The organism is Streptomyces lincolnensis (assembly GCF_001685355.1).
Taxonomy (GTDB): domain Bacteria; phylum Actinomycetota; class Actinomycetes; order Streptomycetales; family Streptomycetaceae; genus Streptomyces; species Streptomyces lincolnensis.
In genome coordinates this window covers 1970076-1988353 of record NZ_CP016438.1, presented here as the reverse complement: position 1 = coordinate 1988353, position 18278 = coordinate 1970076, and the positions used below count along the sequence as shown (strand labels likewise).

Annotated in this window: 16 protein-coding genes and 1 riboswitch; of the genes, 10 read left to right on the top strand and 6 right to left on the bottom strand. The window is 72.7% G+C overall.

All coding sequences use genetic code 11. The features are described 5' to 3' along the window. Nucleotides 1-36 precede the first annotated feature (36 nt). Nucleotides 37-1773: a translation initiation factor 2 gene (locus SLINC_RS08740; protein ID WP_225988283.1), complete on the bottom strand. Its 1737-nt coding sequence runs from the start codon at nucleotides 1771-1773 to the stop codon at nucleotides 37-39. A gap of 179 nt (nucleotides 1774-1952) precedes the next feature. On the opposite strand from SLINC_RS08740, the gene SLINC_RS08735 reads away from it, so the two are divergent. The 5 genes from SLINC_RS08735 to SLINC_RS08715 all read left to right on the top strand — a co-directional run bounded on the left by SLINC_RS08735 (nucleotide 1953) and on the right by SLINC_RS08715 (nucleotide 6660). Beyond that, nucleotides 1953-2390, top strand: a complete 438-nt coding sequence (locus SLINC_RS08735; protein WP_067428860.1) for a hypothetical protein — start codon at nucleotides 1953-1955, stop codon at nucleotides 2388-2390. Nucleotides 2391-2568: 178 nt separating this feature from the next. Beyond that, nucleotides 2569-4011, top strand: a complete 1443-nt coding sequence (locus tag SLINC_RS08730) for a GuaB1 family IMP dehydrogenase-related protein (RefSeq protein ID WP_067428857.1) — start codon at nucleotides 2569-2571, stop codon at nucleotides 4009-4011. A gap of 92 nt (nucleotides 4012-4103) precedes the next feature. Further along, nucleotides 4104-4493, top strand: a complete 390-nt coding sequence (locus SLINC_RS08725) for a hypothetical protein (RefSeq protein ID WP_067428854.1) — start codon at nucleotides 4104-4106, stop codon at nucleotides 4491-4493. A 237-nt stretch (nucleotides 4494-4730) separates the two neighbouring features. Next, a complete protein-coding gene (locus SLINC_RS08720; protein WP_067428852.1) occupies nucleotides 4731-6197 on the top strand; it encodes an amino acid permease in 1467 nt (488 codons plus the stop codon). A 10-nt stretch (nucleotides 6198-6207) separates the two neighbouring features. Then, nucleotides 6208-6660 (top strand): Lrp/AsnC family transcriptional regulator, encoded by a 453-nt coding sequence (locus SLINC_RS08715; protein WP_067428850.1) that lies wholly within the window; start codon nucleotides 6208-6210, stop codon nucleotides 6658-6660. Here SLINC_RS08715 and SLINC_RS08710 read toward each other — a convergent pair. Continuing rightward, on the bottom strand, nucleotides 6653-7096 hold the full coding sequence (locus tag SLINC_RS08710) for a hypothetical protein (protein WP_067428848.1): 444 nt from the start codon (nucleotides 7094-7096) through the stop codon (nucleotides 6653-6655). The genes SLINC_RS08715 and SLINC_RS08710 overlap by 8 nt on opposite strands. Nucleotides 7097-7282: 186 nt before the next feature. On the opposite strand from SLINC_RS08710, the gene SLINC_RS08705 reads away from it, so the two are divergent. Further along, nucleotides 7283-8479 (top strand): MFS transporter, encoded by a 1197-nt coding sequence (locus SLINC_RS08705; protein WP_067428845.1) that lies wholly within the window; start codon nucleotides 7283-7285, stop codon nucleotides 8477-8479. On the opposite strand, the gene SLINC_RS08700 is transcribed toward SLINC_RS08705, so the two are convergent. Continuing rightward, a complete protein-coding gene (locus SLINC_RS08700; RefSeq protein WP_067428842.1) occupies nucleotides 8448-9005 on the bottom strand; it encodes a Repetin in 558 nt (185 codons plus the stop codon). The two genes, SLINC_RS08705 and SLINC_RS08700, sit on opposite strands and share 32 nt — an antisense overlap. A gap of 289 nt (nucleotides 9006-9294) precedes the next feature. Between SLINC_RS08700 and SLINC_RS08695 the strand changes: the two genes are divergently transcribed. Further along, nucleotides 9295-10083: a carbon-nitrogen hydrolase family protein gene (locus SLINC_RS08695; protein WP_067428840.1), complete on the top strand. Its 789-nt coding sequence runs from the start codon at nucleotides 9295-9297 to the stop codon at nucleotides 10081-10083. A 74-nt stretch (nucleotides 10084-10157) separates the two neighbouring features. After that, on the top strand, nucleotides 10158-11870 hold the full coding sequence (locus SLINC_RS08690; protein WP_067428836.1) for a flavin monoamine oxidase family protein: 1713 nt from the start codon (nucleotides 10158-10160) through the stop codon (nucleotides 11868-11870). Between the two features lie 22 nt (nucleotides 11871-11892). Here the strand turns inward: SLINC_RS08690 and SLINC_RS08685 are convergent, their stop codons facing one another. Next, the gene (locus tag SLINC_RS08685; protein WP_067428834.1) at nucleotides 11893-12588 is read right to left on the bottom strand and encodes a DUF5995 family protein; all 696 of its coding nucleotides are present in this window, start codon (nucleotides 12586-12588) and stop codon (nucleotides 11893-11895) included. Nucleotides 12589-12760: 172 nt separating this feature from the next. Here SLINC_RS08685 and SLINC_RS08680 point away from each other — a divergent pair, with 172 nt between their 5' ends. Continuing rightward, nucleotides 12761-13882, top strand: coding sequence for a glycoside hydrolase family 6 protein (locus SLINC_RS08680; protein WP_067428830.1), 1122 nt, complete (start codon nucleotides 12761-12763; stop codon nucleotides 13880-13882). On the opposite strand, the gene SLINC_RS08675 is transcribed toward SLINC_RS08680, so the two are convergent. Both SLINC_RS08675 and SLINC_RS08670 read right to left on the bottom strand, forming a co-directional pair. Beyond that, the gene (locus tag SLINC_RS08675) at nucleotides 13864-15255 is read right to left on the bottom strand and encodes a uracil-xanthine permease family protein (protein WP_067428827.1); all 1392 of its coding nucleotides are present in this window, start codon (nucleotides 15253-15255) and stop codon (nucleotides 13864-13866) included. The genes SLINC_RS08680 and SLINC_RS08675 overlap by 19 nt on opposite strands. A 128-nt stretch (nucleotides 15256-15383) precedes the next feature. After that, nucleotides 15384-16595 carry an MFS transporter gene (locus SLINC_RS08670; protein ID WP_067428826.1) on the bottom strand — a complete coding sequence of 404 codons (1212 nt, stop codon included), beginning with the start codon at nucleotides 16593-16595 and terminating at the stop codon, nucleotides 15384-15386. Between the two features lie 123 nt (nucleotides 16596-16718). On the opposite strand from SLINC_RS08670, the gene SLINC_RS08665 reads away from it, so the two are divergent. After that, nucleotides 16719-17906: an ROK family transcriptional regulator gene (locus tag SLINC_RS08665; protein ID WP_067428824.1), complete on the top strand. Its 1188-nt coding sequence runs from the start codon at nucleotides 16719-16721 to the stop codon at nucleotides 17904-17906. Between the two features lie 238 nt (nucleotides 17907-18144). Further along, nucleotides 18145-18275: riboswitch (FMN riboswitch) on the top strand. The last annotated feature ends 3 nt before the right edge of the window (nucleotides 18276-18278 follow it).

Sequence of the window (18278 nt, the reverse complement as noted above, 5' to 3'; positions counted from 1 at the left end):
GGGCTACAGCAGTTCGGCCGGCCTGAGCCGGCCGGGCTACACGGGGAGGGCCGCCTCGTCCGGGGTCGCCGGTGACAGCCGTACCGGGAACCGGCGGTCGCCGATCGCGCAGACGAGGGTCTCGGGCGCGGGCCCGTCCCCGGCGGCGAGGAGTGCGGCGTGCACCGCGGAGAGCACCGCGGCCGGGTCGGCGTAGACCAGGCCCTCCGGTACGGGGCAGGGCTCGATGCGGGCCGACAGCAGCGGGCCGGTGCGGGTGCGCAGCAGGCAGTGGGTGGCCGATACGGCGACCGCGGCGGTACGGCGTCCTCCGGGATGCTCCGCCAGGGTGCGGCGGGTCCAGGCGTCCGCGGTGCGCACGATCGCGTCCCCGTGGGCCGGGCCCGGACCGTCGGCCCGGCGGTGGAGGAGGGCGGCGCCCTGGGTGTCCCTGGCGCCGGCCCGGTCGGTCTCGGCGGCGAGGTGGTGGACGGGCCGTGGGGATGACGTGAGGTGGCCGGCGGGACGCGGGGGCGGCACCAGGTGCGCGGGGTGCCGGGTCACATGGATCACGCCGTCCGCGTCGTGCCGGACGCGCACCGCGAAGGCCGACGGGGCCGTGGGCGCCGGCGCGGGGTCGGGCAGCGGCCGGGGGCCGGCCGGGAGGGCGGGCGGTTCGAGGCCGAGGAGTGCGTACAGCTCCTCGCGCAGCCGCTCCAGGCCGTTGCCGTGCTCGGCGAAGACGGTGTCCGTGAGCGGGCGCACGCTGCCGGGCCGGTGGCCGCGCAGCGCCTCGGCGACGGTCCGCGGGGCGGCGGCGGGGTCGGTGCCCAGACGCGGGACGCGGTCCAGGAGCGTCGCCATGGGGCTGCCGGGGAGCAGTTCGGCTCCGCCGTCGTACGCGGCGAGCAGCGGACGGTCGAGGGCCGCCGCGTACAGCGCCGCCGAACCGTGGTCGGAGACGAGGAGGTCCGCGGCGACGGCGACCGAGGCCCACTCCTCGTAGGCGGCGGGCAGGATCAGGCCGGCCCGGCGGGCGGGTTCGAGGTGTTCCTCCAGGTCCCGGGCGCCGAGGCGGACCCGCTCGTTGGGGTGCACGACCAGGGCGAGCTGGTACTCGTCGTGGGGCAGGACCGCGGCCAGGTCGGCGGGCAGGGACGGGCGGCGGCGCAGCAGCGACTCCGGGCCCCAGGTGGACAGCAGCACGATCAGACGGCGGCTCCCGGTGCGCAGGGCGGCGCGGTAGCGGTGCCGGCGGTCGGTGGAGTCGGCGTCGAGGAACCGTTCCAGCAGGGGGTCGCCGACGACCTTGGCGCGGGCGGCGACGGCCGGGCTGAGGGCGGCCAGCCGGGAGACCTGGCCGGGGTGGGCGAAGGCGTACAAGTCGGCGAGGAGGGTGCCGTCGGGGAGGAGGAGGTGGGCCGGGTCGAGACCGGACGCGGAGTCGTCCGTGCCTTCTCCGGGGATGGACTTGCTGAACCCGGCGCCGTGCGGCAGCAGGACCCGCGGGCCGCGCAGGGCCTGGAGGTCGCCCTTGGGGCCGGCGGCGAGGACCAGGGCGAAGGACCGGGCCGTGGCCCGGGACCAGGGGAGGGTGCGCCCGCCGGCTCGCTCTATCGCGTCGAGCGCGTCGAGGGAGAAGTCGGAGCCGGGGACGAGGGTGAACCAGCGGCGCAGCCGGTCGTCACCCGCGAAGACGGGGAGCGTGTCGAGCAGCCGGTGCAGAGCGTTCTGCGACCGCGCCGCGAAAAGAACCGCGGGTGGCTCGCCCGTCGCCCGTCGCCCGTCGCGCAAGTGTCCCTCCATGCTATCGGCCGCGGTCTGCCGTGTATGGCGTTTGCGCAGATCGGAGCCCGTCTCGCAGGCTTGTCCGGTGCGGCGAGCCGATCGTACCCGTGGCGGTCGGAGTGCCCCCGGGAGCGTGGGGTCACCCCCGTGCCGGGGGCGGGCGGCGCACCAGCAGAATGCACCCCATGACTGAGTGGCTCGTCGCGCTGTGCGCGGCGCTCATCGGGGCCGGCGCCGCGCTGGCCGGCAGTGTGATCTCGGCGAAGGGCGCCCGGGAGGCCGGCGAACGACAGGCGGAGGCCGCGCTGCACACCCTGCGCCTGACCGTCGCGGAACAGCGCGCCGCCCGTCTGCACGACCAGCGCCGTCAGGCCTACGTCCGGTTCCTGGAGGCCGCCGACGCCGTTCTCGTCACGCGCAGGACCGGGGAGGGGCAGCCGAGCGACGTCCCGGATCTCCAGCGGGCCTGCGGCGTTGTCCTGCTGGAGGGGCCGGAGGAGCCCGCGGCGGCCGCGCGGGCCCTGATGGAGCTGCTGCGGGGGCGCTCGGCGTCGCCGGACGAGCTCGATGCCCGGCGGGAGGGGTTCATCGAGGCGGCGCGGGCCGCTCTGGCCCGCGTCTGACGGCCGTGCCCCCGGTGGCTTCCCCCGGTTCGGTGGATCCTCCGAAGCCGTCGCCGCAGGGTCTGGATGTTTCGCCCGGGCATGACGTTCGGCCCGACATGGGAGAATGAAGTACGTGCTCTTTCCCCCTGGCTGACCTGTCCGGGGGCCACCTCTGATCGACTGGGATGTGCAGCACGTGCGTTTCCTCAATGACATCCGGCCCCCGTACGACCTGACGTACGACGACGTCTTCATGGTCCCGAGCCGCAGCGCGGTCGGCTCCCGGCAGGGTGTGGACCTCGGTTCCCCGGACGGCTCGGGCACGACCATTCCGCTGGTGGTCGCCAACATGACCGCGATCGCGGGGCGGCGGATGGCCGAGACGGTCGCCCGTCGCGGCGGGCTCGTGGTCATCCCGCAGGACATCCCGGACGAGGTCGTCACCGAGGTCGTCTCCTGGGTGAAGAGCCGCCACCACGTCCTGGACACCCCGATCGTGCTGGCCCCGCACCAGACCGTCGCCGACGCGCTGGCCCTGCTGCCCAAGCGGGCGCACAACGCCGGTGTGGTCGTCGACGAGGAGCGGCGGCCCGTCGGTGTGGTCACCGACCAGGACCTGACCGGCGTCGACCGCTTCACCCAGCTCGAAGTGGTGATGTCCAAGGACCTGCTGCTCCTGGACGCCGACATCGACCCGCGTGAGGCCTTCAACCGCCTCGACCACGCCAACCGCCGCTACGCGCCCGCCGTCGACCGGGAGGGCCGCCTGGCCGGCATCCTCACCCGCAAGGGCGCCCTGCGGGCCACGCTGTACACGCCGGCCGTCGACGCGCACGGCAGGCTGCGCATCGCCGCCGCCGTCGGGATCAACGGCGATGTCGCGGGCAAGGCCAAGGAACTGCTCGCCGCGGGTGTCGACACGCTCGTCATCGACACCGCCCACGGCCACCAGGAGTCGATGATCAGCGCGATCCGCACGGTGCGCGCGCTCGACCCGCGGGTGCCGATCGTCGCGGGCAACATCGTCGCCGCGGAGGGCGTCCGGGACCTGGTCGAGGCCGGTGCCGACATCATCAAGGTCGGTGTCGGACCCGGCGCCATGTGCACGACGCGCATGATGACCGGCGTCGGCCGGCCGCAGTTCTCCGCGGTCCTGGAGTGCGCGGCCGAGGCGAAGAAGTACGGCAAGCACGTGTGGGCCGACGGCGGTGTCCGGCACCCGCGCGACGTCGCCATGGCGCTCGCGGCCGGTGCGTCCAACGTGATGATCGGGTCATGGTTCGCCGGGACCTACGAGTCCCCGGGCGACCTCCAGCAGGATGCCAGCGGCCGGCTCTACAAGGAGTCGTTCGGCATGGCCTCGGCGCGTGCCGTGCGCAACCGTACGTCGGAGGAGTCGGCCTACGACCGGGCCCGCAAGGCGCTGTTCGAGGAGGGCATCTCCACCTCCCGGATGTTCCTCGACCCGGCCCGCCCGGGCGTCGAGGACCTCATCGACTCGATCATCGCGGGCGTCCGCTCCTCCTGCACCTACGCCGGTGCAGGCTCCCTGGAGGAGTTCGCCGAGAAGGCCGTCGTAGGCATCCAGAGCGCCGCGGGGTACGCCGAGGGCAAGCCGCTGCACGCCAGCTGGAGCTGAGGCCTCGGCTCCCTTCCGGACCCGAAGTCGTCAAGGCTGCCTGACGTCAAGTCCTCTTGACGTCAGGCAGCCTTGACGCAAGTCTGGATCGCATGACGACACCGGAGAGCATCGAACCGCAGTACACGCTGCTGACCGCCGTCGCCCGCCTCGACGAGCTGCGCATGCGGGAAGCGATGGGCGCGGGCACGGACACGGCCCCCGACCGGACCGAGCTGCTCGAACTGCTCGCGCTGAGCGAGGTCGTGGCCCGCAAGGCCGCCTACGGCCGGCAACTCACCGTCCGCTCGGCCCGTGCGGCCGGGGCGTCCTGGTCGCAGATCGGGGCCGCGCTGGGCACCAGCAAACAGGCCGCGTGGGAGGCGCACGCGCGCTGGATCGACGCCCAGGCGGAGGCCTACGGCAAGCCCGGCCAGATGGGCTTCGACGAGACCGACACCGCCGAGGCGCGGGCCATTGCGGGGCTCCCGGAAGACCGCTGACCAGGGGCTTCACACAACGGTCCGCAGCTGGCGCGCAACGAACACCCGTCCGCCCGCGAAGCACGCAACGATCTTGTCCAGACGCGCAAGGTTGCTGCATTACGACCGTGACGAATCGGCTCGTAAGGTCGTGCGCTGTACGTGGCGTGGCGGGGACCCCGCTCGGTGGGTCCCCGCTCGCTCGGGGATGCCGCCGGTCCCCGCCGCCCTGAGAGGCAGCGACGAAGGAGTCAGCGCGTGCTCGACCAAGGCGCACCCCCGCACCACCCCACCGGCAACGCCCCCGCGTCCCCGGGGCTCGGCGCCCGGCTCATGCGGCGCAAGCCGGTGGAACGCCTGGTCGCGGAGGGGGGCCAGGGAGAAGGCGGCTCGCTCCGGCGCTCCCTGGGCCTGTGGCAGCTGACCATGATCAGCATCGGTGCCACCCTAGGCACCGGCATCTTCGTCGTCCTCGGCGAGGCCGTCCCCAAGGCGGGCCCCGCCGTCACCCTCTCCTTCGTGATCGCCGGTCTCACCGCGCTCTTCTCGGCCCTCTCCTACGCCGAACTCGCGGGCACCATCCCGGTCGCCGGATCCTCGTACTCGTACGCATACGCAACCATGGGCGAACTGATCGCCTGGATCTGCGGCTGGTGCCTGGTCCTGGAGTACGGCGTCTCGGTCGCCGCCGTGGCCGTCGGCTGGGGCGAGTACCTGAACGACCTGCTCGACGGGACCATCGGCGTCACCCTCCCGGCCGCGCTGTCGGCCCCGCCCGGCGACGGCGGCCTCTTCAACCTGCCGGCCCTGATCGTCGTCCTGCTGGCCATGGCGTTCCTGCTCGGCGGGGCCCGGGAGTCCGCCCGCGCCAACACCGTCATGGTCGTCGTGAAGATCGCCGCGCTGGTGCTGTTCTGCGCGATCGGCGTCCAGGGCCTGCGCACCGGCAACTACGAGAACTTCATGCCGCTGGGCATGGCCGGCGTCAGCGCGGCCGGAGCGACGCTGTTCTTCTCCTACATCGGCTTCGACGCCGCCTCCACGGCCGGTGAGGAGGCGAAGAACGCACAGCGCGACCTGCCCCGCGCGATCATGCTGTCGCTGGTCGTCGTGACGGCGCTGTACGTGCTCGTCGCGGCCGTCGCCGTCGGCGCGAAGCCCTGGCGGGACTTCACCGACTCCGAGGCCGCGCTCGCCCAGATCATGCGCGAGGTCACCGGACAGACCTTCTGGGGCACCCTGCTGGCGTTCTGCGCGGTCGTCGCCATCGCGAGCGTCGTCCTGACCGTCCTCTACGGCCAGACCCGCATCCTGTTCGCGATGTCCCGGGACGGCCTCGTGCCCAAGGTCTTCTCGCGCGTCCACCCCAAGTCCGGCGCGCCCCGCGCCAACACCCTGATCGTCTCCCTGTTCTGCGGAGTGCTGGCGGCCGCGATCCCGCTGGGACAGCTGGCCGACGCCACCAGCATCGGCACGCTCTTCGCGTTCGCCCTGGTCAACATCGCGGTCGTGGTGCTGCGCCGGACCCGTCCCGACATGCCCCGCACCTTCCGGGTGCCGCTGTCGCCGGTGCTGCCCGCCCTCGGTCTCGGGTTCTGCGTGTGGATGATGGGCAGCCTGTCGGCCGTCACCTGGGTGGTCTTCGGGGTCTGGATGGCCGTCGGGCTCGTGTTCTACTTCGTATACGGCCATCGCCGTTCCCGTCTCGCACCATCTGAGAAGTGATCGACCCGCAGTGCTGAACGATCTCGACGAACGCATCGTCCACGCCCTCGCCGAGGACGCCCGCCGCTCCTACGCGGACATCGGGCAGATCGTCGGCCTGTCCGCGCCCGCGGTGAAACGGCGCGTGGACCGGCTGCGCGCCACCGGGGCGATCACCGGGTTCACCGTGCGGGTGGACCCGGCGGCCCTCGGCTGGGAGACGGAAGGGTTCGTCGAGATCTACTGCCGGAGCAACACCTCGCCGGAGACGATCCAGCGCGGCCTTGAGCGGTACCAGGAGGTGGTGGCCGCGTCCACCGTCACCGGGGACGCGGACGCGGTCGTGCAGGTCTTCGCCTCCGACATGCGGCACTTCGAGCGGGTGCTGGAGCGGATCGCGGGGGAGCCGTTCGTCGAACGGACCAAGTCCGTGCTGGTGTTGTCGCCCTTGTTGCGGCGGTTCTCCTCCGGGGCGCCTACCTGACCCGCACCGCCGACAGAAGCCGCCTGGTGAAGACGGCGTGGCCGCCCGTGCCGACGACGAGCAGACGGTAGAGAGCGCCGCCCGGGCCGGGGAACCTCGCCCGGGTCTCCGCCCGTAGCCGCGTGTGGCCCGTGGCCGCCTCCTCCAGGCGGAAGATCAGGGCGTACGTCGAGTAATGGTGCCGTCCGATCAGCACCAGCTCCCGGGCCGGATCCGCGGCGGCCACCCGGAAACCCGGGAAGGCGGAGCCCTCCGCCAGGGGCCGGGGCCCGGACGCCGCGCTGTCGGCCGCGCCGACGAGGCGGGCGTAACGGGCCGCGCGGGGGTGGGTGAAGGAACGGTCCAGGGTCTCGCCGAGGGCCCGCCAGACGGCGGCAGGCTCTGCGGCGACGACGGTCGTGTGCTCGTCGATCCGGGGCAACGCGGTGATGTCCATCACAAGCTCCTTGGTTGGGTCGGTCGTCCACAAAACCGCGCCGTCCACAAATCGCTGGGCCGCGGCGCCGCCGCCGTCTACCATCGGTGCCATGACCTGGCGACATTGATCCACCCGCCGTGCCTCCCGAGGGCCGCCTCGGACGCCGTACCCACGACGTCCGAACCGCCCTTCCGGGAAGGCCCCATGACACTCTCACCCGCGCGGGTGCCCGACACCGGCGTGCGTCGGCTGACGACCACGCTGTACGGCTACGCGTTCCTCGACGACCTCGTCCTGCTCTACCCGGTGTACGCGCTGCTGTTCGCCGACACCGGTATGTCCCTGTGGCAGATCTCCTCCCTCTTCGCGCTCTGGTCCGTCACCGGCGTCGTCCTGGAGGTCCCCTCCGGCGCCTGGGCGGACACCGTCTCCCGACGGCGGCTGCTGTGGCTCGGCCCGCTGCTCTCCGCCGCCGGCTTCGCCCTGTGGGTGGCCTTCCCGTCGTACGGCGCCTTCGCGCTCGGCTTCGTCCTGTGGGGCGCGGGCGGAGCGCTGGGCACCGGCGCGCTGGAGGCGCTGGTCTACGACGAACTGGACCGGCTCGGCGCCGCCGACCGGTACGCGCGCGTCATGGGCCGGTCCCGGGCGGCCCGGCTGCTGGCCACGGTCGCCGCCATGGCGCTCGCCGGACCCCTCTTCGCGCTGGGCGGCTACCCGGCCGTCGGCGCGGCCAGTGTCCTCGCCTCCCTGCTGGCCGCCGTGACGGCCACCCGGTTCCCGGAGCACCGGCAGCCGGCCGGGAAGGAGGACGGTGGCTGGACGGCCACCCTGCGCGCCGGGCTCGCCGAGGCCCGGGGCGACCGGACCGTACGCGGCGCCCTGCTGCTCATCCCCGCCGTCGCCGCCGTGTGGGGCGCGCTCGACGAGTACACCCCGCTGCTGATCCGCGACCTCGGCGTGGCCGAGGCGACCGTGCCCCATCTGGTGCTGCTGGTCTGGGCGATCGTCACGGTCGGCAGCCTGCTGGCCGGACCCGCCGAACGCCTCGGCGGACGCGGACTCGCGGCGCTGATCGCGGGCGCCGCGCTCGCCCTGGCCGTGGGCGCCGGATCCCGCACCGTGGCCGGCATCGCCCTGGTGGGTCTCGCCTTCGCCGGCTTCCAGCTGGCGGAGGTGCTCGCCGACGTCCGCCTCCAGCACCGCATCGACGACGCCCGCCGGGCCACCCTGACCTCCGTGGCGAGCCTCGGCACGGAACTGGTCACGGTGACCGTCTACGCCGCCTACGCGCTGCTCGGCACCCGGGCCGCGCACAGCACGGTCTTCGCGATCCTCGCCGTGCCGTACGCCGTGACCGCCCTGCTGCTGGCTAGAAATCGGGCTGCCAGGGCACGACCGTGAAGTCACCGGTGCCCTTCCTGACCTTCTCGAAGGGCGCCGACCCCACACACTTCGGCAGGTCCTCCGGGCCCAGGTCCTCGGTCGTCGCCCAGCTGTAGCCGAGCCGGTCGTGACGGCCGAGGTCGTGCACGGTGATGCCCACGCGCGTGCCTTTCTCGCCGGGCAGATCCGTGTCGGTGACGACGCCGGAGACGACGGCCACCTTGCCGCCGGTGACCAGACAGTCGACCTTCGCCTTCGCCCAGGCGCCCTCGCCGTCGATGTAGTGGCTCCACTCGAAGGTGCCGGTCGCCCGCATCGGATCGGCCTTGTCCTTCGCCGCCAGATGCGCGTCGAAGGAGAAGGTGATGTCGTCGCCGGCCGAGCGGTACAGCTTGGCGGTGCCGGTGAGGGCGGCGGCCTCCCGGGACTTCCCAGCGGCCCCCGGCGACTTCCCCGGGTCGCCGGTCGCGGTGGCCGAGCCCGCGGCCCCGGCGGTGAGCAGCAGCGCGGCGCCGACCACGACGATCTTCGTACGACGGTGCATGACGGTCCTTTCGGCAGGTGAAGCGGACAGTCACCACTGTTCCGGCGCCGCGCCCGCCCCACATCGCACCGGAGACGGCACCCCGCCTCCGCCGCGCGGCGGGGACCGCCCCCGCGCTCTGAGCCCCAGGGAGGAGAAAGGCGTACGCAACGAATCGCCGCCAGGGGCCCGCCGTACGCAACGAACGGCTCACCGGCGCGCAACGGCTGCTGCTTGTCCGCGCTGGTCAGCCGCCCGTACCGTCTACGTGGCCCCCGCAATCACTCCGTCCGCCCGGTGAGGATCCCGCATGCGCACCGCCCTGCTCCAGAGCTCCGGCCGCCCCGGCTCGACCGTCGAGAACCTCAAGGTCCTCGACGAGGCCGCGGGCCGGGCCGCCGCCGCGGGCGCCGGACTGCTGGCCGCGCCGGAGATGTTCCTCACCGGATACGCCATCGGCGACGACATCGGCCGCCTCGCCGAGCCCGCCGACGGCGACGCGGCGGACGCGATCGCGGAGATCGCCGGACGGCACGGCCTCGCCATCGCCTACGGCTACCCCGAGCGGCACGCCGGCACGGTGTACAACTCCGCCCAGCTGATCTCCGCCGACGGCACGCGTCTGGCCAACTACCGCAAGACCCACCTCTTCGGCTGCTTCGAGCGCGAGCACTTCGCACCGGGCGAGCAGCCGGTCGTGCAGGCCGAGCTGAACGGCCTCCGCGTCGGCCTCATGATCTGCTACGACGTCGAGTTCCCGGAGAACGTCCGCGCCCACGCCCTGGCCGGAACCGACCTCCTCGTCGTGCCGACGGCCCAGATGCACCCGTTCCAGTTCGTCGCCGAGTCGATGATCCCGGTGCGCGCCTTCGAGAACCAGATGTACGTGGCGTACGTCAACCGGGTCGGCAGGGAAGGGGAGTTCGAGTTCGTCGGGCTCACCACGCTGGCCGGTCCCGACGGGATCGCCCGGGGGCGCGCCGGTCGCGGTGCGGAGCTGGTGCTCGCCGATGTCGACCCCGTCCTTCTCGCCGCCTCCCGCGAGGCGAACCCGTATCTGAAGGACCGGCGCCCCGGCCTCTACGGACCCCTGGTCTGAAGCCCCCCTCGGTCCGAAGTCCACTCGGTCTGAAGCACCCCGTTTTTCACTGTGTCGCAAGGAGTCCGTACCCCATGACGTCCACCGTGCCCAACGCCGTCGAGCACGCAGACGAGCAGCAGCCGCCGATCACCATGTTCGGCCCGGACTTCCCCTACGCCTACGACGACTTCCTCGCCCACCCGGCGGGCCTCGGCCAGATACCCGCGACCGAGCACGGCACCGAGGTCGCGGTGATCGGCGGCGGCCTGTCGGGCATCGTCGCCGCGTACGAGCTGATGAAGATGGGCCTGAAGCCGGTCGTGTACGAGGCCGACCGGATCGGCGGGCGGCTGCGGACCGTCGGCTTCGAGGGCTGCGACCCGTCGTTGACGGCCGAGATGGGCGCGATGCGGTTCCCGCCCTCCTCCACGGCCCTGAACCACTACATCGACCTGGCGGGTCTGGAGACGCGCCCCTTCCCCAACCCCCTCGCGGAGACGACCCCTTCGACCGTCGTCGACCTCAAGGGCGAGAGTCACTACGCCGAGACGATCGACGACCTGCCCCAGGTCTACCGGGACGTCGCGGCCGCCTGGAACAAGTGCCTCGAAGAGGGCGCCGACTTCTCCGACATGAACCGCGCGATGCGCGAGCGCGATGTCCCGCGCATCCGGGAGATCTGGGCGAAGCTCGTCGAGAAGCTCGACAACCAGACCTTCTACGGCTTCCTCTGCGACTCCGAGGCGTTCCGGTCCTTCCGCCACCGCGAGATCTTCGGCCAGGTCGGCTTCGGCACCGGCGGCTGGGACACCGACTTCCCCAACTCCATCCTGGAGATCCTCCGGGTCGTCTACACCGAGGCCGACGACCACCACCGCGGCATCGTCGGCGGCTCCCAGCAACTGCCGCTCAGGCTCTGGGAACGGGAGCCGGAGAAGATCGTGCACTGGCCGTACGGCACGTCCTTGAAGTCACTGCACCTCCACGGCGAACCCCGCCCCGCCGTGACCCGGCTGCACCGCACCTCGGGCAACGGGATCACCGTCACGGACGCGGACGGCGACATCCGCACCTACCGGGCGGCCGTCTTCACCGCCCAGTCCTGGATGCTGCTCTCCAAGATCGACTGCGACGACTCGCTCTTCCCGATCGACCACTGGACGGCCATCGAGCGCACCCACTACATGGAGTCCTCGAAGCTGTTCGTGCCCGTGGACCGGCCGTTCTGGCTGGACAAGGCCGTCGACGACAGGGGAGAGCCGACCGGGCGCGACGTCATGTCGATGACCCTCACCGACCGCATGACGCGCGGTACCTACCTCCTCGACGACGGCCCGGACCGGCCCGCCGTCATCTGCCTCTCCTACACCTGGTGCGACGACAGCCTGAAGTGGCTGCCGCTGTCCGCGAACGAGCGGATGGAGGTCATGCTGAAGTCGCTCGGCGAGATCTATCCGAAGGTCGACATCAGGAAGCACATCATCGGCAACCCGGTGACGGTCTCCTGGGAGAACGAGCCCTACTTCATGGGCGCGTTCAAGGCCAACCTGCCCGGCCACTACCGCTACCAGCGGCGCCTGTTCACCCACTTCATGCAGGATCGCCTGCCCGAGGACAAGCGGGGCATCTTCCTCGCCGGCGACGACATCTCCTGGACCGCCGGATGGGCCGAGGGCGCGGTGCAGACCGCGCTGAACGCGGTGTGGGGCGTGATGCACCACCTCGGCGGCGGGACGGACCCGTCCAACCCCGGCCCGGGCGACGTCTACGACGAGATCGCGCCGGTGGAACTCCCGGAGGACTAGAACCGGTGGAACTCCTGAAGGACTAGAACCGCGGGTGGGGCAGGGGCGTGAGCAGCATGCGCCCCGCCAGGCCCACCGCCGCGTCCAGCCGTTCCGTGAACTCCCCGGCCACGTCGGGCATTCCGCGCAGCGCCCACAGTGCCCGCGCCGCGGTCCAGGTGGCGTCCCGGGCCCGCTCCAGGCTCCAGGAGCCGAGCAGGTGGGTGAGCGGGTCGGCGACCTGGAGGAGATCGGGGCCCGGCATCAGCTCTTCGCGGATGCGCTCCTCCAGAGAGACGAGGAGATCGCCCACGCGGTCGAACTCGTCCTCCACGTCGGCGGGTTCGCAGCCGAGCGTACGACAGGTGTCCACGACGGCCAGCGCCAGGTCGTGGCCGATGTGCGCGTTGATGCCCGCGAGCGCGAACTGCAACGGGCGTACGCCGGGATGACGGCGGAACTGGAACAGGGGCCGCCAGCAGGCCGGCGGTCGCCGCTCGTCCGCCACCGTCTCCACGGCCGCCAGATAGCGCTCCGCGAACCGCACGTCCAGCGTGATCGCGGCCCGCGCGTCCCCCAGCCGCCCGCTGTCGATGCGCCGGTCGACGGCCTCGGTGACGGCGAGGTAGACGCGGTTGAAGACGGCGATGCCGTCCCCGGCCGGCAGGGCCGCTCCGAGGGCGCGCATACGGGAGACGACCGCGTCGACGGGGGTGGTGAATTGTTCGCATTGCACCATGGGGGCAGAGTCCCAGCTTTAGGGTGGCGGGGGTACCGGCGGGCCCGGCGCTTCCCCAGAACGGGGGAACGCGCCCGCCGCGGGGGGAGGGGGCAACAGGGTGTCAGGCCGACGTGCCCAGCGGCTGGCCGTACGCCGGGCCGAGCGCAGGCGGACCGTACGCCGTGGCGCCATGGTCGTCGCCGCCTCCGTGGTCGTGGCGATCGGCACCGCGACCGGGATGCTGTCCGCTCTGGAGGACCGGAGCCGCTCCCACGAGGCGGGCCCCGAGGTGACCGGCTCGCCGTCCCTGGTGTCCCTGCCCGTGGTGCCGGCGCCGTCCTCCGCCTCGCCCAGTGCCTCCGCCTCGGCGTCCCCGAAGAAGAAGGCGAGCCCCACGCCCACACCCTCGAAGTCGACGCGGGAGAAGCCGGACGTGACCACCTTCGCCTCCACCCGGCTCTACCGGCACCCCGCCTCCCAGGTGCTCGCATGGGTGCGCGCGAACGACGGCGACCCGCGTCACGCGGTCATAGCGTCCCGTATCGCCGACCGTCCGGCGGCCGTCTGGTTCGCCGACTACACGCCCTCGACCATCACCGCCCGGGTCCGGGCGGTCACCTCCGGCGGCTCCGCGCAGGGCCGGGTCCCGGTGCTGGTGGCGTATGCGATCCCCGGCCGCGACTGCGGCGGCCACTCCCAGGGCGGGGCGCCCGACCTCGACGCCTACGACGCCTGGATCGAGAGGTTCGCCGCCGGGCTGGGCTCCGGTGAGGTCGTCGTGATCCTGGAGCCGGACTCGGTCGCCCAGGCGCAGTGCCTCTCCACGGCCACCCGCACCGACCGCTTCGCCTCGCTGGCCCGCGCGGGCCGCGTCCTCAAGGCCGCCAACCCCAGGGCCCGGGTCTACTACGACGCCGGCCACTCCGGCTGGAACCCGCCCGCGAAACAGGCGGGTTGGCTCAAGCAGGCCGGTGCCGCCTCCCCGGCCTCCTCCGACGGCGTCTTCAGCAACGTCTCCAACTTCCACCGCACGTCCGACGAGATCGCCTACGACCGTCGGGTCCTCGACGCCCTGGGCGGCCCCGCGAGCCTGGGCGCCGTCATCGACACCAGCCGCAACGGCAACGGCGCCCCGGCCGACGGCGAGTGGTGCGACCCGGCCGGCCGCAAGATCGGCCGGGCGCCCACGCTGAACACCGGTGAGGCCCGGATCGACGGCTACCTGTGGGTGAAGCTGCCGGGGGAGTCGGACGGCTGCAAGGGGACGCCGGGCACCTTCTCACCGTCGTACGCCTACGACTTGGCGCGCTGACCCTCGCTGTCGTAGGTGCTGGTGCCCTCGTCGAGGAGCGGTTCCTGCGTCTTGAGATGGGCCGGGGCGAACGCGCGCAGCGCGTGGTAGCCGGTGATGACGACCACCGTGCCCAGCGCGATGCCGCTCAGCTCGAAGGTGTCGGTGAACTTCATGGTGACGTTGCCGACGCCGATGATGATGCCCGCGGCGGCGGGGACCAGGTTGAGCGGATTGCGCAGGTCCACCTTGGCGTTGATCCAGATCTGCGCGCCGAGCAGGCCGATCATGCCGTAGAGGATGACGGTGACGCCGCCGAGGACGCCGCCCGGGATCGCGGCCACCACCGCGCCGAACTTCGGGCACAGGCCGAACAGGAGGGCGAAGCCGGCGGCCGCCCAGTAGGCGGCGGTGGAGTAGACGCGGGTCGCGGCCATCACGCCGATGTTCTCGGAGTAGGTGGTGGTGGGCGGGCCGCCGGCCGCGGTGGACAGCACCGAGCCGATGCCGTCGGCCGAGATCGCCGTCCCGAGCCTGTCGTCCAGCGAGTCGCCGGTCATCTCGCCGACCGCCTTGACATGCCCGGCGTTCTCCGCGACCAGGGCGATGACGACGGGCAGCGCGACCAGGATCGCCGACCACTCGAAGGACGGCCCGTGGAAGGCGGGCAGTCCGATCCAGTCGGCCTTGCCGACGGCGGACAGGTCCAGGCGCCAGTGGTCGGTGAGCCTGCCGCTCGCGTCCACCGAGTGGATCTTTCCGAAGGCCAGGTCGAAGGCCCAGGAGACGGCGTATCCGAAGACCAGCCCGAGGAAGATCGCGATACGGGACCAGAAGCCGCGCAGACAGACCACCGCGAGGCCGGTGAAGAACATGACCAGCAGGGCCGTCCACTGGTCCTGCGGCCAGTAGGTGGCGGCGGTCACGGGCGCGAGGTTGAAGCCGATGAGCATCACGACCGCACCGGTGACGATCGGTGGCATGGCGGCGTGGATGATCCGCGCCCCGAAGCGCTGCACGGCGACCCCGACCAGGAACAGCGCGACCCCGACCACCAGCACCGCGCCCGTCACGGTCGCGCTCGTGCCGCCCTGCGCCCGGATCACCGCGGCGACCCCGACGAAGGAGAGCGAGCAGCCCAGGTAGCTGGGCACGCGGCCGCGGGTGGCGAGCAGGAAGATCATGGTCGCGACACCCGACATCATGATCGCCAGGTTGGGGTCCAGGCCCATGAGGACGGGGGCGACGAAGGACGCGCCGAACATGGCCACCACGTGCTGGGCGCCGAGCCCGGCCGTGCGGGGCCAGGAGAGCCGTTCGTCGGGGCGGACAACCGCTCCGGGCGCCGGAGTGCGTCCGTCGCCGTGCAGTGTCCAGCGGACGCCAAGATCCATGGTGGGGTGTCGCTTTCGCGTGAGAGGCCGGATGTCCGGACCATTCTCACGGAAAGGGGAAGATGATCGACCGCTTGGTCCCGACCACCGGGAACGGGCCGGTCGGCGCCGTCGGTCAGGGCTGTCGGTCAGGGCTGTCCGTCGGGGACCGCGGAGGACTCCGGAGCGACCTTCGGGCGGTCGCGGTCCCCGGCGCGCAGCACGCCGGCGAAGGCCACCAGACCGCAGGCCAGCACGGTCACCAGACCGAACGACACCATCAGGCTGGTCGCCTGGGCCAGACCGCCGATGGCGCTCGGCGCGACCAGCCCCGAGGTGTACGTGATCGTCGCGACCCCCGCGATGGCCAGGCTCGGGTTCGGACCGCTGCGGCCCGCCGCGGCGAAGCACAGCGGGACGACCACCGCGATGCCGAGACCCATCAGGGCGAAGCCGGACATCGCCACCGCCGGACGGTCCGCGACGACGATCATCAGTCCGCCGAGCACGGCCAGCACCCCGCTCACCCGGACCGTGCGCACCGAGCCGAACCGGTCCACCACCCGGTCGCCGGCGATCCGGGCGATCGCCATGGTCAGCGTGAAGCCCGTGGTGCAGGCCGCCGCGAGACCCGCCGAGGTCTCCAGCCGGTCGCGCAGATACACCGCCGACCAGTCCAGGCTCGCGCCCTCCGCGAACACCGCGCAGAACCCGACCGCGCCGATGAGCAGCGCCGAGCGGGGCGGCAGCGCGAACCGGGGCGGCGGTTCCTCGTCCTCGGCGGGCTGGAGGTCCAGCACCCACGCGCACGAGGCCACCCCGAGCACGGTCAGCACCCCGGCCGCCAGCGCGTGGTGCAGCCGGGCGTCCGAGCCCAGATGCGCGGCGAGCGTGCCGGCCGCCGAGCCGACCAGGGCACCCGCGCTCCACATGCCGTGCAGACCGGACATGATCGACCGGCCGAGCCGCTCCTCGACCTCGACGCCGAGCGCGTTCATCGCCACGTCCGCCATGCCCGCGGTGGCGCCGTAGACGAACAGGGCCAGGCAGAGGGTGAGCAGGTTCGGGGAGAGGGACGGCAGGACGAGGGAGAGCGTCCACAGCGCGATCAGGCCGCGCAGCGCGTTGCGGGCCCCGAAGGTGTGGCTGATCCTGCCCGCGAGCGGCATCGCCACGGAGGCGCCCAGCGCGGGGAAGGCCAGCGCCAGCCCCAACTGCCCGGCGCCGACCGAGGCATGGTCCTGGATCCACGGCACGCGGGTCGCGAACGAGCCGGTGACGGCGCCGTGCACGGCGAACACGGCGGCCACGGCATACCGGGCCCGCCGCACCTCGCGCAGGTCGTAGACCACGTCACTCATACTCCGGCCCCTCCCAGGCTCTCGGGTCCCCCTTCGCGGTGACGTAAACTATCAGGAACCCTGCCTGATAGATAGCGGTTAACCGGCCGCCCCGACGCCCCGCCGATCTGGAAGGATCCCGGCATGCCCGCATCCCCGAGCACGGCCCGGGCCATCAACGACCGGCTCGCCCTGCGACTGCTCCAGCAGGAGGGCCCGCTGACGGCGGGCCGGCTGAAGCAGCTCACCGGCCTGTCCCGGCCGTCCGTCGCCGACCTCGTCGAACGCCTCACCGCCTCCGGGCTGATCGCGGTGGTGGGCGAGTCGGGGGAGCAGCGGCGCGGCCCGAACGCGAAGCTCTACGGCATCGTCGCCGACCGGGCGCATCTGGCCGCCCTCGACGTCCGCACCGAGGGCGTCTCCGTCCTCGTGTCCGACCTGCTCGGGCGGGTGTTCGCCGAGGCGTCCGCGCCGATCGGCGACGACGCCGGGACCGGGCCCGCGGTGGAACAGGCGGTCGCGTTGGTCGAACGCGTGGCCAAGGAGGCGGGGGCGGACCGGCTGCACACCGTCGGCATCGGCGTCCCCGGCCTGATCGACCCCGTGAGCGGCGAGCTCCGCGACTCCTCCGGCCTGCCCGCATGGCATCGGCGGCTGGTCGACGCCCTCCAGGAGCGGCTGCCCCGGGCCCGCGTCAGCGTGGAGAACGAGACCAACCTCGCCGCCCTGGCCGAGCAGCGCGACGGGGCCGCCCGGGACCGGGACACCTTCGTGCTGCTCTGGTTCGGCATGGGCATCGGAGCCGCCGTCGTCCTCGACGGAAAGCTGCGCCGGGGGGCCTCCGGCGGCACCGGCGAGATCGGCTTCCTCCCGGTCCCTGGCACGACCGGTCTGCCCTCGGCCACCGACTGCGGCGGCGGCTTCCACTCCCTCGCGGCGGCGGGCGCGATCGCCGGTCTCGCGGCCGAGTGCGGGGTGACGGCCGTGCCCCTGGCCCATGAGCCGCGGGCGGCGGCGCTGGTGCGGGAGGCGGTGGACGGAGCGCCGAGCCCCGCCGCCGACCGCTTCCTCGACGCGCTCGCCGACCGGGTCGCCCTGGGGGCCGCCGCCGTCATCTCCGTACTGGACCCCGGATGTGTGGTGCTGGCCGGCGAGATCGGCCGGGCGGGCGGCACGGTCCTCGCCGCGCGGGTCCAGGAGCGGCTGGCGCGGATGTCGCCGCTGCCCACGGAGGTACGGGCGAGCAGCCTGGGCGGGGAGGCGGTGCTGCGCGGCGCGCTGCTCACGGCGCGGGACCGGGCGCAGGACGAGCTGTTCGCGCCTGCGCGCTAGGTCTGTCGGCCCACGTGGGTCGGCCCACGGGGGTCCGGCGGCGGGCAAGGGCCGTCGTCACCGTCGCCGGACCCGTAGATCGACTCTAAAAGGACTAGACCATTAGGTCAAGAGGTGGGGGTCGAGGCGGGAGTCGAAGCGGGGGCGGTTACATTCCCGGCACGCTCTGTGAGTCACCCCACATCCGTCACCTGTATGGAGGTCGGTCAGGCGTGGCACACTGGCCCTGTACCAGAAGCAGCGCACTCCGGGGTCGGTGAAAGTCCGAACCGGCGGTTACAGTCCGCGACCCGGTCACGTCCAGTGGCCGGTTGACCAGGTGAAATTCCTGGACCGACGGTTAAAGTCCGGATGGGAGGCAGTGCGCGGCGG

What these genes read in the sequence shown, in the direction of transcription:
- SLINC_RS08735 (WP_067428860.1), top strand. Translation starts at nt 1,953, where the DNA reads ATGACTGAGTGGCTCGTCGCGCTGTGCGCGGCGCTCATCGGGGCCGGC.
- SLINC_RS08725 (WP_067428854.1), top strand. Translation starts at nt 4,104, where the DNA reads ATGACGACACCGGAGAGCATCGAACCGCAGTACACGCTGCTGACCGCC.
- SLINC_RS08710 (WP_067428848.1), bottom strand. Translation starts at nt 7,096, where the DNA reads ATGGACATCACCGCGTTGCCCCGGATCGACGAGCACACGACCGTCGTC.
- SLINC_RS08705 (WP_067428845.1), top strand. Translation starts at nt 7,283, where the DNA reads ATGACACTCTCACCCGCGCGGGTGCCCGACACCGGCGTGCGTCGGCTG.
- SLINC_RS08700 (WP_067428842.1), bottom strand. Translation starts at nt 9,005, where the DNA reads ATGCACCGTCGTACGAAGATCGTCGTGGTCGGCGCCGCGCTGCTGCTC.
- SLINC_RS08695 (WP_067428840.1), top strand. Translation starts at nt 9,295, where the DNA reads ATGCGCACCGCCCTGCTCCAGAGCTCCGGCCGCCCCGGCTCGACCGTC.
- SLINC_RS08690 (WP_067428836.1), top strand. Translation starts at nt 10,158, where the DNA reads ATGACGTCCACCGTGCCCAACGCCGTCGAGCACGCAGACGAGCAGCAG.
- SLINC_RS08685 (WP_067428834.1), bottom strand. Translation starts at nt 12,588, where the DNA reads ATGGTGCAATGCGAACAATTCACCACCCCCGTCGACGCGGTCGTCTCC.
- SLINC_RS08680 (WP_067428830.1), top strand. Translation starts at nt 12,761, where the DNA reads ATGGTCGTCGCCGCCTCCGTGGTCGTGGCGATCGGCACCGCGACCGGG.
- SLINC_RS08675 (WP_067428827.1), bottom strand. Translation starts at nt 15,255, where the DNA reads ATGGATCTTGGCGTCCGCTGGACACTGCACGGCGACGGACGCACTCCG.
- SLINC_RS08670 (WP_067428826.1), bottom strand. Translation starts at nt 16,595, where the DNA reads ATGAGTGACGTGGTCTACGACCTGCGCGAGGTGCGGCGGGCCCGGTAT.
- SLINC_RS08665 (WP_067428824.1), top strand. Translation starts at nt 16,719, where the DNA reads ATGCCCGCATCCCCGAGCACGGCCCGGGCCATCAACGACCGGCTCGCC.